The organism is Photobacterium marinum (assembly GCF_000331515.1).
GTDB lineage: Bacteria > Pseudomonadota > Gammaproteobacteria > Enterobacterales > Vibrionaceae > Photobacterium > Photobacterium marinum.
On sequence record NZ_AMZO01000004.1, the window covers coordinates 71406 to 85153 of the forward strand.

Annotated in this window: 14 protein-coding genes; 12 read left to right on the top strand and 2 right to left on the bottom strand. The window is 47.6% G+C overall.

Annotated features, from left to right (window positions below):
* The first annotated feature begins 196 nt into the window (after window positions 1-196).
* The 12 genes from C942_RS25595 (at window position 197) to C942_RS24290 (ending at window position 11650) form a co-directional block, all read left to right on the top strand.
* On the top strand, window positions 197-1465 hold the full coding sequence (locus tag C942_RS25595; RefSeq protein ID WP_007462940.1) for a flagellin N-terminal helical domain-containing protein: 1269 nt from the start codon (window positions 197-199) through the stop codon (window positions 1463-1465).
* A 211-nt stretch (window positions 1466-1676) separates the two neighbouring features.
* Window positions 1677-3227 (top strand): flagellar filament capping protein FliD, encoded by a 1551-nt coding sequence (gene fliD, locus C942_RS04455; RefSeq protein ID WP_007462942.1) that lies wholly within the window; start codon window positions 1677-1679, stop codon window positions 3225-3227.
* A 12-nt stretch (window positions 3228-3239) separates the two neighbouring features.
* The gene (gene fliS, locus C942_RS04460; protein WP_007462944.1) at window positions 3240-3647 is read left to right on the top strand and encodes a flagellar export chaperone FliS; all 408 of its coding nucleotides are present in this window, start codon (window positions 3240-3242) and stop codon (window positions 3645-3647) included.
* The gene (locus C942_RS04465; RefSeq protein WP_007462946.1) at window positions 3637-3924 is read left to right on the top strand and encodes a hypothetical protein; all 288 of its coding nucleotides are present in this window, start codon (window positions 3637-3639) and stop codon (window positions 3922-3924) included. The genes fliS and C942_RS04465 overlap by 11 nt, the downstream gene beginning before the upstream one ends.
* Before the next feature lie 13 nt (window positions 3925-3937).
* A complete protein-coding gene (locus tag C942_RS04470) occupies window positions 3938-5113 on the top strand; it encodes a flagellar hook-length control protein FliK (RefSeq protein WP_007462948.1) in 1176 nt (391 codons plus the stop codon).
* Window positions 5114-5132: 19 nt separating this feature from the next.
* The gene (locus C942_RS04475; protein ID WP_007462950.1) at window positions 5133-5618 is read left to right on the top strand and encodes a flagellar basal body-associated FliL family protein; all 486 of its coding nucleotides are present in this window, start codon (window positions 5133-5135) and stop codon (window positions 5616-5618) included.
* A 10-nt stretch (window positions 5619-5628) separates the two neighbouring features.
* Window positions 5629-6384, top strand: coding sequence for a FliA/WhiG family RNA polymerase sigma factor (locus tag C942_RS04480; RefSeq protein WP_007462953.1), 756 nt, complete (start codon window positions 5629-5631; stop codon window positions 6382-6384).
* Between the two features lie 12 nt (window positions 6385-6396).
* Complete coding sequence (motA, locus tag C942_RS04485; RefSeq protein WP_007462955.1) at window positions 6397-7245, top strand: flagellar motor stator protein MotA; 849 nt, start codon at window positions 6397-6399, stop codon at window positions 7243-7245.
* A 6-nt stretch (window positions 7246-7251) separates the two neighbouring features.
* Window positions 7252-8241 (top strand): flagellar motor protein MotB, encoded by a 990-nt coding sequence (locus C942_RS04490; protein WP_007462957.1) that lies wholly within the window; start codon window positions 7252-7254, stop codon window positions 8239-8241.
* 8 nt (window positions 8242-8249) lie between these two features.
* The gene (gene fliB, locus C942_RS04495) at window positions 8250-9431 is read left to right on the top strand and encodes a flagellin lysine-N-methylase (RefSeq protein ID WP_007462959.1); all 1182 of its coding nucleotides are present in this window, start codon (window positions 8250-8252) and stop codon (window positions 9429-9431) included.
* Window positions 9432-9609: 178 nt separating this feature from the next.
* The gene (gene parM / locus C942_RS04500) at window positions 9610-10656 is read left to right on the top strand and encodes a plasmid segregation protein ParM domain-containing protein (protein WP_007462961.1); all 1047 of its coding nucleotides are present in this window, start codon (window positions 9610-9612) and stop codon (window positions 10654-10656) included.
* On the top strand, window positions 10649-11650 hold the full coding sequence (locus C942_RS24290) for a hypothetical protein (RefSeq protein WP_051035712.1): 1002 nt from the start codon (window positions 10649-10651) through the stop codon (window positions 11648-11650). The genes parM and C942_RS24290 overlap by 8 nt, the downstream gene beginning before the upstream one ends.
* A gap of 78 nt (window positions 11651-11728) precedes the next feature.
* On the opposite strand, the gene C942_RS04510 is transcribed toward C942_RS24290, so the two are convergent.
* Together C942_RS04510 and C942_RS04515 are read right to left on the bottom strand one after the other, a co-directional pair.
* On the bottom strand, window positions 11729-13432 hold the full coding sequence (locus tag C942_RS04510; protein ID WP_007462964.1) for a sodium:solute symporter family protein: 1704 nt from the start codon (window positions 13430-13432) through the stop codon (window positions 11729-11731).
* Between the two features lie 11 nt (window positions 13433-13443).
* A complete protein-coding gene (locus tag C942_RS04515) occupies window positions 13444-13710 on the bottom strand; it encodes a DUF4212 domain-containing protein (RefSeq protein ID WP_007462966.1) in 267 nt (88 codons plus the stop codon).
* Window positions 13711-13748 lie beyond the last annotated feature (38 nt).

Below are 13748 nucleotides of genomic sequence, written 5' to 3' on the forward strand. Positions count from 1 at the left end.
TAATAGCTTGGGATCGAGATCACTTTTTACGGTCGTTTTTTAATAAGAAAGTCCAAAAAAAGGTTTAAGCAATCCAAAAACAGGTCGCATTTTAAAAGTAACAAAGAGAGAAGCACTGTCATTCGATACTCGACTCAAGCATTTCGACGCTCGTTTTGACATGGCTCGTTATTACACTGAATAGAGGATCTATCCCATGGCAATGAGCCTAAACACTAACTTCGCATCAATGAATGCACAGCGTAACCTACTAGGCACTCAAGGTTCACTGAACAATTCACTTGGCCGTTTATCTACTGGCCTGCGCATTAACAGCGCGGCTGACGATGCAGCTGGTCTACAAATCGCTAACCGCATGACTTCTCAGATCAACGGTCTGGGTGTGGCGCAGCGTAACGCGAATGACGGTATTTCTATGTCACAAACAGCTGAAGGTGCTCTGCAGGAGTACACCAACATCCTACAGCGTATGCGTGACCTTTCTGTACAGTCTAAGAACGGTACTAACTCTACATCTGACCGTGAAGCGCTGGATAAAGAGTTCCAGGCAATGACCGAAGAGCTTAACCGTATCACTGATACTACTACTTTCGGTAAAGGCGAGAAGCTGTTCGACAAGCTGGCTACAGGTGTTAACTTCCAGGTTGGTGCGGAAGTAGACAAAGGTGTTGCTGGTGCACTTGCTACTGTTGTTGACGACGGTAAAGGTAACCTGGTTGACCGTGCAAATATCGCTGATGCACTGACTGAAGCATTCGGTACAACAACAACTGCAACTTTAACATCGATTAAAGGTGGTGCTACTGCACTGAAAGCTCCTGCACTAGCTTCAAACTTCGCAATGACTACTGCTACAGTTGATGCTCTGAAAGCTGTGGGCGTTACAGAAGATAAAGACGGCAATGCAATTGTAGTTGGTACTACACTAGACAACATTGATGTTCCAGATGATTTCTCTCAGAAAATGACAGATCTGGAAACAGTAGCAACTGCCGCTGAAACTTACATGACAGCAGTAGACGCAGGTGCTCCGACAGTAGCTCAGATGAATGCTGTTACTGATGCGCTAAATACTTACGCTGTAGCAACTGCAGGTGGTTCTGGTAATGGTGCTAACACCATTCGTGTGGAAGTGAAATCGTCAGACCTGAGCACCTCTGCTCTAGGTGATATCAAATCTGAATCAAGTGCAGGTACAGCAGTTACTGAAATTGATGCTCTGCTTGAGAACGTTGGCGCAATCCGTGCTGACCTGGGTGCTGTTCAGAACCGCTTCCAGTCTACAATCAACAACCTGGGCAACATCAAAGAGAACATGTCTGTAGCGAAAGGCCGCATCATGGATGCTGATATCGCTGCTGAATCTGCAAACATGACTAAGCAGAACACTATGATGCAGGCTGGTATCACTGTGCTTTCTCAAGCGAACCAGATGCCAAGCATGGTTTCTCAGCTACTACGCTAATTCTTGCGTAAATAATAAGAAGCAAATAATAAAAATAGGTGGCGGCGGCAAACAAAATGTCGCCACTATTTTCCGAGCGGAAGTTTTACTTCCGCTTTATTTTTATCTAAAGAATATAAAAATCAACAACTTAACTATGGCATGGATTTTGCCTTAACTGTGTTCTGGCTGGCTGGTTCCGGGAAAGGCGTCCGCGACGGAGAGTAAAAGTATGTTAATGACAGGTTTAGGTTCGGGGATTGATTACGAAGCAATGATTGGCGCGATCATTGCTGCGGAACGTGCACCGAAAGATAACCAGCTTAATCGCCAGGAAGGTATGAATAATGCCGAGATGGAAGCGCTGAAAGAAATTCAGAGTGCGGTGAACTCCTTCCGCGATAAGGTTGAAAGCCTGAACTCCAGCCGTGAGTTGCAAAAGCTAAAGGCATCGCTGAGTAACAAAGATGTGCTGTCAGCAACTGTTGATGACGCTGCGATTGCGGGTGAGTACGGTTTTGAAGTTACCCAGATGGCGCAGGCTGAACGCGAACAACTGTTCAAGGTAACCGAAGGCAGTATGTTTACGGCGGGGACGATCAGCTTTGGAGCGGTCAACCTGGACATTACCACCGTTAAAAGCGATCTGGTGGCGCAGAACACAACCAAGATGACCGATCATGATGCTCAGGTTCGCCAGAAAATTGCAGATCAGTACAGCCTGGATGTGACAGCAGATGCTGCTGAAATTGATACGATCCTGAACGACTCTGGAGATTCTCGTTTCGAACAGGCGCGCCTGGATAGCTATAACAGCGTGCAGCAACAGTATCAGGACGAAATTGACCGCCTGAACGACCCTGCTCAAGGCGTCAAGCTGGAAGAGATCCAGTCGGCAATCAATAACCACCCTGACAATGATGGGGTGAAAGCGACGCTGGTACGTTCGGGTGATGGTATCAGTATGGTGCTGAACGGTAAAGATACCGGTATCGCAAACGCAATCGGTGCAATTTCGGTTGGTGGATTAGCGACTAACGGCAATAGCCTGGATTTAGCGTTACCTGAAAACGGTCAGAAAAATTTGCAGGTCGCCCAGGATGCCATTGTGAAGTACGGCTCGATGGAGCTGACTTCCGCGACCAACAAAATGGAAAACGTGATCGACGGGATCACTCTTAACCTGAAAAATACCGGTACGGTTAATGTCAAGGTTGAGCGTGATGAGGCGGCGGTAAAAGACAACATCAAGGGTTTTGTTGAAGCCTATAACTCGGTGATGGAGACGGTTAACACCTATACCAAATCGAGTGAAGACGGCGCAGCAGCACTGTCGGGCGATTCAGCTACCCGAAGCATGGTTAGCCGCTTACGCGGGGTTGTTGGTGATGAATTCACGACTTCCACCTACCAGACTTTGTCGCAGCTGGGTGTGAAGACAACCCGTCAGGGCACGCTGGAAATTGACCAGAGCAAGCTGGACAAAGCACTGGAAGATGATTTCGATGCGGTTTCCAAGCTGTTTTTGGGCGACGGTGTTTCGACCGGCATGATGGACAGCATGATGACGGTACTGGATGACTACCACAAAAATGGTGGTACGTTCGACCGTCGTCTTGACCAGCTGGAGTATAACAATGAACGCCTGACAAAAGAGCGTGAGCAGCTGGATGAACGCATGGAAGCCAAGACGCTAACACTGAGAGCTTATTACGCAAAAATGGACACCAAAATCTCAAGTATGAACCAAACCCAACAGATGCTGATTGGCATGTTGGGCTAAAAAGAGTGAAAGATGATGAATAACGAAGGCTTAGGTGCATATCAACATTCACAGAATCATGCCCAGGCGGCATCAGCGAGCCCACATCGCCTTATTCAGATGTTGCTTGAGGGGCTGCTTGAAAACCTTGGGCGCGCCCGTGGTTTTATGGAGCGTGAGCAGATTGCTGACAAAGGCATGATGATCTCCAAGTGTATCGACATTCTGAATGGTTTGAGTTCAGTACTTGATGAGGAAAAAGGCGGTGAGGTGACACAGGAATTATTCCGTCTTTATGACTACTGTGGTCGTCGTCTGTTTGAAGCCAATATCAATAATGATGTTGAAGGTATCGATGAAGTCAGCCATTTAATCACTGAAATCCTGGAAGGCTGGGTGGTTCTGAAGCCTGATCGTGTGCAGGTTGCCGGTGAAGCTTGAACAGCAACTAAAGGGGTTGCATGACAGTTTTGAGCAGGCATTGTCTGCTCAAGACTGGGATGTATTGGCACAGCTAGATAATAAGTTGCAGCGTGCTATTCCCAAAATTAAACAACAGCGACTTACGGAAGCTGAGAAGCTTCAGCTTCAAAAGCTTAATTCACTATATAGCACCATGATTGCAGCCGGAGAGCGCGAGAAAGCGGAGACCCAGCAGCAAATTACACAGCAGGCGAGCAACCGTGAAGGCATGCTCGCGTATATGCAAAACAGATAATAAAAAGAGTGACATGCAAGTTACAGCCAATGTAGCAGTTAAAAATGTAGCAAAAACGGCTACGTCTGCGGATATGCCAAGTGTAAAAACCAATGGTAGCAACGGCGAAAAGCCGATGAGCTTTGCCGAGTTTGAGCAGCGCCTGGATCAAAAGCCGGAGGCGGATAAAGGCTTGCCTCATGCAGAGAAAACGTCGCCTGATGCAGAAGTACAACCGGCATTAGTGGCAGGTATGCAGCAGCCGTTACCGGCTGAGGAGTTGGCTTTGCAGATTGAGCAGTTGTTGGCTCAGGCGGTGAAACCGGAAGGAGCAAACTTACCGGCGGAAGCGGAAGCGGAAGTTTCAGCGGAAATGCTACAGGTCGCAATGACGGGTCAAACTCTACAGAGTACGGGTGTTACTGAGCCGGGGAAAGTCGCTGTATTGGAACAATTACAGACGCTGGTTAAGCCACAGGGTATGCCGGTTGCTGTCCCTAAAGAGCCACAAGCGCTTGTTCACGAAGCATTGCTGGCAGCCAGAGAGTCGCTACCTCAGGTTAAGGCCTCTGCTATTCCGAATGAAATGCTGGCGAACAATAAAGAGTTGATGGCTGCTATCGATCCTTCCGTTATCGAAAAGCTGACCACAACTTCGCTGGCGACACCAACGCTTCATGTCCATAGTGCAATGAGTAGCAATATCAACATGTTAACGCAGGCAGCACAGGCTTCTGCGCAATCAGCCTCTGCTGCTAGCGCTCAGGCACAACAATTGCAAGCAAGCGTTGATATCACTCAGCCGGAATGGGGGCGTGATCTGGTGGATCAATTGCGATCCCGTATGCAGCTGAGCAAAACAGATCAGATCCAGCATGCGCATGTACGCCTTGACCCGCCGGAACTGGGACGTTTGGAGATCAATTTGCGTCTGGAAGGCGACAAAGTGTCGGTTCACTTTACTGCTGCCCACCCGCAATTGCGTGAAGCACTCGCTGCTAATGCAGATCGCCTGCGTTTCGACTTTGATGGCAGCCAGATGCAACTGGCTGATGTTTCAGTTTCCAGTGGTATGTATCAGCAGTCCCGTCAACATTCGGGATCAGATGATGAGCCGGCAGTGATTACAAATAATGTGACGGCTGCCAAGCAAGAAGCGGCTTCAACATCTGCCCAAGAGTTGGACGGTCGTTATGAATCTATGGTTTAGCATTACTTAATATATTGATATGACAGAAGAAAACAAAAAAGCCAAGAGCAAGTTGCCGTTAATTATAGCCGCTGTTGTTCTGGTGGTTGTTGTATTAGCCGGTGCCGGAGGCTGGTGGTATTTCCAGCAGCAGGCCAAGCAGGTTGAAGCTCCTGTACCAGAAGCTTTACCACCTGCAGCGTTGGTTAAAAAACCGGTCTTTTTGCCACTGACCAAATTTGTGGTGAGTATTCCGGGGGATGATCGCTTGCATTACCTGATGCTGGAGCTGTCAATTATGAGCTACAACCAAGAACAGTTGGATCTGGTGGAGGAATACCGACCGGTTGTTCGTAATGGCATCATCACTTTGCTCAGTGAGCTGCATTACAACGATTTAACTCAGCCTGGCGTAATGGAACCACTGCAAGTGGCATTGCGTGAGCGAGTACAGAAAGTCATGAATGACATGGCAAGTAGTAACGGTATCGATCAAGTACTAATCACTAAGATGGTGGTTCAGTAAGGAGTTTGATGTGCACAGTGCAGCAATGTCCTATGAAGCCCAAGGGCTTCAAGCTTATCAGCAGAGTCGCCAGTTAGGTCAGAAAGCGCGCGAGCAGCGTCTGGTTACTAAGAATGCCGGGTTGGTAAAGCGTATCGTGAAGCATTTGACAGCTCAGGTAACGACTGTGATGTCACTGGAAGATATGGAGCAGATTGGCCTGATGGCTCTGCTCGATGTTATCCGTCGTTATCCGGATGAAGAGGATACGGCTCTGGAGCGCCTCGCTGTGCAGCGTATTCGTGGTGCGGTATTAGATGAGTTGCGCCGGATGGACTGGCGTTCCCGTCGTTCGCGCCAGAATAGCTACGAACTCAAAGATATAGAACGCCAGCTCTCCCGCCAGTTAGGTCGACAGCCGACGGAGCAGGAGATGGCAGAAGAAATGGGTATTGAACTGGCTGAAGTACAACAGCGCCGCCTTGACAGCCAGGCTGAAAATCTCGGGAGTGTTGAATCCTTGCAAGAGGATGGAGAGCAATTCTTTGGCTTGAGTTTTCAGTGCAATACCTATGAACGTGGTCAATTAAAACAAGCGATGGCTGCCGCTCTGGCTCGTTTACCTGAGCGAGAGCAAGTCATTTTGAGTTTTTATTATGAGCACGAAATGAACCTTAAAGAGATTGCCTTGGTATTTGAGCTGACCGAAGCGCGGGTCAGCCAGATCCATAAAAAGGCACTGAAAAGTCTGAATAGCATGTTAACTGACTGGCGAGAGTCAGTTTAACGGAGTCATAAGATGCAAATTATTATCGGTTTTGTCATTATTTTCGGGTGCATTGTCTACGGTTACACCCACGCATCGGGACGCCTGCTGGCACTTTGGCAGCCAGCTGAATTTATTATCATTTTAGGAGCCGGTTTTGGGGCGATGGTGATCTCTAATCCGACCTATGTGCTAAAAAATGTCGCAACTCGCCTGAAAATGGCTTTCGGTAAAGGTTATAGCCAGGAATTTTATAAGTCGACGCTGGAACTGATGTTCGAGTTGTTGGAGGTGATCCGTAAAGACGGCATTAAAAAGCTTGATGATCATATCGAAAATCCGGAAAGCAGCGCCATTTTTGCCAAGTATCCGGATGTAGCTAAATCTAATGTCATTGTCAGTTTTATTACCGATAACCTGCGAATGATGGCAATGGGTAAGGTAAATCATCACGATCTTGAAGCTGTGCTGGAGCTAGAACTGCATACCCTGGAAGAAGATTTGATCCGCCCTTCTAAAGCGCTGGCTAAAGTCGGTGAAGCGATGCCGGGCTTCGGTATCGTTGCGGCGGTATTGGGTATCGTTGTTACCATGCAGAGCATTGGTGGTGACCTGGCTCTGATCGGGGTAAAAGTAGCGGCGGCACTGGTAGGTACATTCTTTGGTATTTTGATGTGTTATGCCGTATTTGATCCACTGGCAGCAACCATTGCTAACCAAGTTAAAAAAGAGATGATGGCACTGCATATGATTACAGCGATTCTGGTCGCTCAGGCTCAGGGTAAGCCTACCCTGCTGGCTTTGGATGCAGGCCGTAAGGTACTGCATACCGAATACAAGCCGACGTTTGCTGATATGGAAGGTTGGATGACCGGGCAGTAATCACTTATGAGCAAAGATCATCACATCATAATAGTTAAGAAAAAAAGTAAGGGTCACCATGATGAACATCATGGTGGTGCCTGGAAGGTTGCCTTTGCCGACTTTGCAGTGGCAATGATGGCTTTTTTCATGGTGCTGTGGCTGATGGGGATCACAACCCAGGAAGAGCGAATGGAGATTGAGCAACGCCTTCAGACAGCGACCGTGTTTGATAATATTTTCGAGATCACCAATAGTCCGTTCCCGATAGATTTTGACGGCAATATGTCTCCGTTTGAAAAGCCGATGAGTGAGCTTAGTTCAGGAGAGGAACGCTTTGGTTCGTCGATGTTTAATAAGTCATCACAGGGCAGTGAAAAAGGTGGTCGTAACCGTAAGTTGAATTCTGCGATTGCCGGTAAGCATCTGTCTACGCCGCAGTTATCAGTGCTGGCAAAAGCGATCAGTCAGATTGCTGAAGAGCTGTCTGCGTCAGAAAACATTGTGCTGGAAATTGTTCCGCAGGGGCTGCGTATTCTTATCCAGGATGATGATGAACACTTCATGTATGAGCGAGGCAGTGTTGAATTGACTCCGTTCTTTGAAGACATGCTATTTAATATTGCACCGATTTTGGGACAAATTAAAAACCGTATGGTGATCAGTGGCCATACCGATAGTACTCGGTTCAAGCGTCAGGATTACAGCAACTGGGACTTGTCGGGAGCCCGCGCCCTGAAAGCACGTCAGGTACTGGTTGATTCTGGCCTGTCGACGAATAATGTGCTGCAGGTTGTGGCTATGGCCGAGCGTACGCCGGTTTATAAACAAGATACAAGAAGCGGGAAAAACCGCCGGATCGAAATGATGGTCTTAACCAAGGAAGCCGATGATCAGCTAGCGCTGCTATTTGGCAAAGGTCAAATAGATGAGAGTGAAGGCACTGCGGTGAAAAATGCTAGAAGCTTTGCTGAAGCGAACCGCCCGGTCTCACGTCTTGATATGCTTGTGAACTGAGAAGCTCGATGAAAACAGTAATTACCCCTGAATTCGTGAAGAACTTTAGTTGTATTGCAGACAAATGTGAGGATCACTGCTGTCATGGTTGGGATATTCTTATCGATAAGCCAACCTATAGCTTTATGACTAAAAAAAGTGATTTGAAGATCAAATCACAGCAAGTGATTGTGCGTACGAGAAGTGCTGCCAGCTATGCGAAGATTAAGCTGGATGAAAATGGGGTCTGTCCGTTTCGTGAGCAGGCTGGTTTGTGTGAAGTTCATAAAGCCCATGGTCATAGTCGACTATCTCATACATGCCAAAGTTATCCTCGCTTGTACAATATTCGTGGGGAACAACTCGAAAGTAGCTTGACATTGTCATGTCCTGAAGCTGCCCGTCAGATTCTATTGAATCCGTCGGCAATGAATTTCCACAGTGAGCAGCTTCATGATAATGCATTTAATGCAGTTGAATATGAACGACCTCAGTGGTACGACAATGTTCGCCAGCTCTTTATTGATGTCTTGTTGTTGGAGTCTCTCCCGCTAGAAGAAAGGTTGTTCCTGCTGGGGATGACCCTGAAATACCTGGATGCACATCAGTCTGATATTGATGATTTCAATCAGACTTTTACTTACTGCTGCGAAAAAATCACCAATGGTGAATTTAGTGCTTTGTATGAGCGTATGAATTCGGCATTAGAGCTACATGCATCTCAGTTAATTAAAGTTTTTAATGTTCAGTTCGCTATTAGTGTCACAGAAAACCAGAGTCAAGTAATTAAAAGGATGCACTTGTTGCATGAGCTACTGGTTGATGCTTTTGAACCGGCAGGCGATGATGTAAACAAGCAAAAAGAGATTTTGCTTCAAGGTTTTAATGGTAATTATCAGGATTATTTTAATAATAATTCCCATGTTTGGTTAAACTATTTCATATATAAGATGTACCAACATGACTTCCCTGCTGATAATATGTACGAGGTCTTCACTGATATAGTGACAGACTTCTTCATATTGCGTGGGGCACTGGCTGCTATTGCTTCTCAACGTCCTTTGCAAGAGAGTGACATCATATTGGCTATGCAGTCTTATCACCGCTCTAAAGATCATAGAGTTATTTTAAGTAAAGGGATTAAAAATCTTCAGAAGCAGCTGGAGGTTGATGACAAGATGTTACCTTTGATGTTGCTGAAGATGTCATAAAACTATATTTAAAGCGGTGTTTTCACCGCTTTAAACTTTATTTATTTTATTTTTCAATAGATAAAACCTATTGCACTTTGATGTGTGAAAACTTCACTACTATTTAATTAGCGCATATCGTATGCGTTTTGTTTTTATAAAGTGTTGTTAGTTATTAATTGTTATTGTGAGAAAAGTTATGACAGTATCTGCGTTTAAAATTGCGGTTGATGATGGTTCGACAAACGTAAAGGTGAGCTGGATTGAGAATAACCAGCTGAAAACCATCGTGTCACCAAACTCTTTCCGCAAAGACTGGAAGAGTGCAGCGCTGCGACGCGATAAGAGAGTATATAACTACACAATCGGTACAACTAAGTACACTTACGATGCGACCTCAGATAAGGCGCTGGAAACCACGCACGTTGACTACCAGTATGATGATCTGAACCTGCTGGCAGTACACCACGCCCTGCTTCAGACTGGCCTGAAGCCTTGTCCGGTTACCCTGGTGGTGACTTTGCCGATTACTGAATTCTACAACTCAGAAGACTGCCAGCGTAATGAAGCGAAAATCGCTAAGAAGCGTGAAAACCTGATGCGTGAAATCAGCCTGAACAAGGGCGAGCTGTTTGACGTGGTTGAGGTGGAAGTGATGCCGGAAAGTCTGCCGGCAGTGATGTCTACCCTGATCAACTCAAACTGCAATGAATTCACCCGTTCGCTGGTGGTTGACTGTGGTGGTACAACGCTGGATATGGGTATCGTGGTTGGTGAGTTTGACGATGTGTCTGCTATTTACGGTAACAACGAAATCGGTGTATGCATGGTGACTGACGCAGCCCGTAAAGCACTGGCAGCGGCAGACAGTGATTCAAGCTACCTGGTAGCGAATGAGCTGATCAAACGTCGTGATGATCTGGATTTCGTTAAAGATGTAGTGAACGACGAATCTAAGATCGAGATTATTCTTGAGAAAATCGAGACTAAGATTGATGAGCTGGGTAGTGCGGTAGCCTACGAAGCGAAGAAATTTTCTAAAAACCCGAACCGTGTTTATCTGGTTGGTGGTGGTGCTCCGTTGGTTTATCCTGCAATTAAAGCAGCCTATGAAACCCTGGGTGATCGTGTAGTACTGATCAAAGATTCTCAGTCTGCACTTGCTCGTGAACTGTGCCTGTACAATACCGAAGAGGATGAGGTACACATCGAGCGTGAAACCCTTATTGAGGTAGAAGATGAGTAGTCAGTTAAAGCGGGTTAACTACTCGATTTATCTAAATCCTGTCAACTCATTGTCCGACCGCTATGCGGTCGGCGTTATGCAAAAATGGGTGAACGAGCGTAAAAGTATGCTCGATAACCCAGAGGCTGGTATGGATCTCCATAACAGCCTGCATATGCATAAAAACATCTATCTTTCCGGGATGTTTTTGCATTTGCTGAGTCCGGCGCTGAGCGCCGGACTGTCCACTTGCCTTGGTGATGACACCATTAAGATGGCGACACTGAAGCAGCAACTGGATGCCTGTGGTCTGGTTGTTCCGATGGCGTCGGGTCAGCCTTCTGATATTTCCCGCCAGGATATTGAAGCAATTAAATCTGCGGTTAACATGACGCCGCTGTTTACCGAGATCCAATCGCTGCGTGATGATCTTCGTTATGCCAGCGAAGAAAATCTGCGTCATGTGACTGAATCTGCTGAGCGTGAGAAAGAGTTGCTGCTTAGTCAGCAGAAAACCCAGCAGGAGCTGACTGAAACGCGTCAGGCATTGATGACTTTGTCTTCTGAATCATCTGAACGTGAACAAGCATTGCTACAGAATCAACAGGAAACTCAGCAGGAACTGGCTGAAACCCGCCAGACTTTGGTGAACCTGTGTACTGAATTGGCTGAGTCTGTGTCATCCATTGAAATTCCACCAGCAGCGGCTGCGCCAACGGCACCTGAGGCCCCGGTTGTACCTGAAATGCCTGTTGTTACGGAGCCATCTTCTGAGGTTGAACTGCCTGATTTTTCTGAGCTCCAAGAGACATTGACGGATGAGATCCGCGCGACTAACCACAAGCGTGAGATTGCTGAGTTGAAGGCTTTGATTAAAGCCCAGAGTGAGTTGATTAAGAAACTATCTGTTGCTCCGATAGCTGGTGCGCCCGCGGAAAAGCCGGCAGAAGAAGAGCAGGACCTGACCGAAACCATTGCAAATATGCAGAAGGTGAAGAAAAAAGGCCTGTGGTAACAGGAAGAATAAAAAACGGAGCTGAGAGCTCCGTTTTTTCTATCTGAGATTTAATTTCTCTTTTCTCGCTCCTAATCTTTAGTGCTCTTGTGCTTCACCGGCTCCTTTCGGATAGCGGATAGATTCCACCATTTCCTGCACATTGTGCGGCACTTCCGAAGTCACCTTGTTTACTGCAATCGAGACGACAAAGTTCAGGCACATCCCCAGAGTACCGATACCTTCCGGACTGATGCCGAAGAACCAGTTATCAGGTGTGTTTGCCGCCGGGTTGATGAACTTAAAGTAGATGATGTAAGAAGCGGTGAAGACAATACCTGATACCATGCCGGCAATGGCTCCTTCTTTGTTCATCTGCTTATAGAAGATCCCCAGAATAATCGCCGGGAAGAATGAAGCGGCGGCCAGTCCGAAGGCGAAGGCAACAACCTGGGCGACAAAGCCCGGCGGGTTGATCCCCAAGTAACCGGCTCCGACGATAGCCAGTGCCGAAGCAACACGGGCGGCCATCAGCTCCTGCTTGTCCGTCATGTTTGGTTTGAAGCCTTTCTTCAGTAGGTCATGGGAAATTGAGGTTGAGATCACCAGTAGCAGACCTGCAGCCGTCGACAGGGCGGCAGCCAAGCCACCGGCAGCCAGCAGGGCGACTACCCAGTTCGGCAGTTTCGCCAGCTCAGGGCTTGCCAGAACGATGATATCGCGGTTAACGCTCATCTCATTGCGTTCATCTCCGGAATAGAACATCTTGCCGTCACCGTTTTTATCTTCCCACTTCACCAGGCCGGTTTTTTCCCAGTTTGTCACCCAGCCAGGGGCTTCAGCAGCGGCGACGCCTTGCTGATCCGGACCATTGATGGTTTCAATCATATTAACACGGGCAAAGGCAGCAACCGCCGGAGCTGTGGTGTAGAGCATAGAGATAAACAGCAGTGCCCAGCCTGCTGAAATACGGGCATCCCTGACGCGCGGTACGGTAAAGAAGCGGATGATTACGTGTGGCAGACCAGCTGTACCGACCATCAGAGCGGCACAGATGAAGAAGACATCAACCATGCTCTTTGAGCCGTCGGTGTAGGCGGTGAAGCCGAGTTCCGTGGTCAGGCCGTCGAGTTTATCCAGAACATAAGTTTCTGAACCACTGATGGTGGATCCCATGCCGATCTGCGGGATCGGATTGCCTGTCATCATGATCGAAGTGAAGATTGCCGGTACCAGGAAAGCGAAAATCAGCACGCAGAATTGGGCGACTTGGGTATAGGTGATGCCTTTCATTCCGCCCAAGACAGCATAGAAAAAGACGATCCCCATGCCGATGATGATCCCGATGTTGATATCCACTTCAAGGAAACGGGCGAATACCACGCCGACCCCACGCATCTGACCTGCCACATAGGTAAAGGAAACGAAGATGGCACAAAAGACTGCAACCATACGGGCAGTTTTCGAGTAATAACGCTCACCGATAAAATCCGGCACTGTGAACTGGCCGAATTTACGCAGGTAGGGAGCAAGACACAGTGCTAGTAGAACGTAGCCGCCAGTCCAGCCCATCAGATATACCCCGCCGTCGTAACCGACAAATGAAATTATACCTGCCATGGAGATAAAGGATGCGGCAGACATCCAGTCTGCGGCAGTTGCCATACCGTTGGCGACAGGGTGAACACCACCGCCGGCAACATAAAATTCACGGGTGGAACCGGCTCTTGCCCAGATGGCGATGCCGATATACAGGGCAAAAGTAATGCCCACCAAAATAAAGGTCCAGGTCTGGATATCCATGAAGTTCCCCCTCAGTCTTCGTGTACGTTGAACTTACGGTCGAGTGCGTTCATGCGCACGACATAGACAAAAATCAGGGCAACAAAAGTGTAGATTGAACCCTGCTGTGAGAACCAGAAACCTAATTTGAAGCCGCCGAGCTGGAGGCTGTTGAGGGCATCGACAAACAGAATGCCGGCTCCGTAAGAAACCAGAAACCAGATGGCCAGCAGCGAGCCCATCGTGGTGAGGTTCTCCTTCCAATAGGCCTGAGCCTGTTCCTTGGATTCAAACGCCATTGTTATCTCCTTTCACGTCATCCTTTAGCTAATACAGC

Bases quoted from the DNA above. Each gene is read 5' to 3' on its own strand.
- C942_RS25595 (WP_007462940.1), top strand. From the start codon at position 197: ATGGCAATGAGCCTAAACACTAACTTCGCATCAATGAATGCACAGCGT.
- fliD (WP_007462942.1), top strand. From the start codon at position 1,677: ATGTTAATGACAGGTTTAGGTTCGGGGATTGATTACGAAGCAATGATT.
- fliS (WP_007462944.1), top strand. From the start codon at position 3,240: ATGATGAATAACGAAGGCTTAGGTGCATATCAACATTCACAGAATCAT.
- C942_RS04470 (WP_007462948.1), top strand. From the start codon at position 3,938: ATGCAAGTTACAGCCAATGTAGCAGTTAAAAATGTAGCAAAAACGGCT.
- C942_RS04475 (WP_007462950.1), top strand. From the start codon at position 5,133: ATGACAGAAGAAAACAAAAAAGCCAAGAGCAAGTTGCCGTTAATTATA.
- motA (WP_007462955.1), top strand. From the start codon at position 6,397: ATGCAAATTATTATCGGTTTTGTCATTATTTTCGGGTGCATTGTCTAC.
- C942_RS04490 (WP_007462957.1), top strand. From the start codon at position 7,252: ATGAGCAAAGATCATCACATCATAATAGTTAAGAAAAAAAGTAAGGGT.
- fliB (WP_007462959.1), top strand. From the start codon at position 8,250: ATGAAAACAGTAATTACCCCTGAATTCGTGAAGAACTTTAGTTGTATT.
- parM (WP_007462961.1), top strand. From the start codon at position 9,610: ATGACAGTATCTGCGTTTAAAATTGCGGTTGATGATGGTTCGACAAAC.
- C942_RS24290 (WP_051035712.1), top strand. From the start codon at position 10,649: ATGAGTAGTCAGTTAAAGCGGGTTAACTACTCGATTTATCTAAATCCT.
- C942_RS04510 (WP_007462964.1), bottom strand. From the start codon at position 13,432: ATGGATATCCAGACCTGGACCTTTATTTTGGTGGGCATTACTTTTGCC.
- C942_RS04515 (WP_007462966.1), bottom strand. From the start codon at position 13,710: ATGGCGTTTGAATCCAAGGAACAGGCTCAGGCCTATTGGAAGGAGAAC.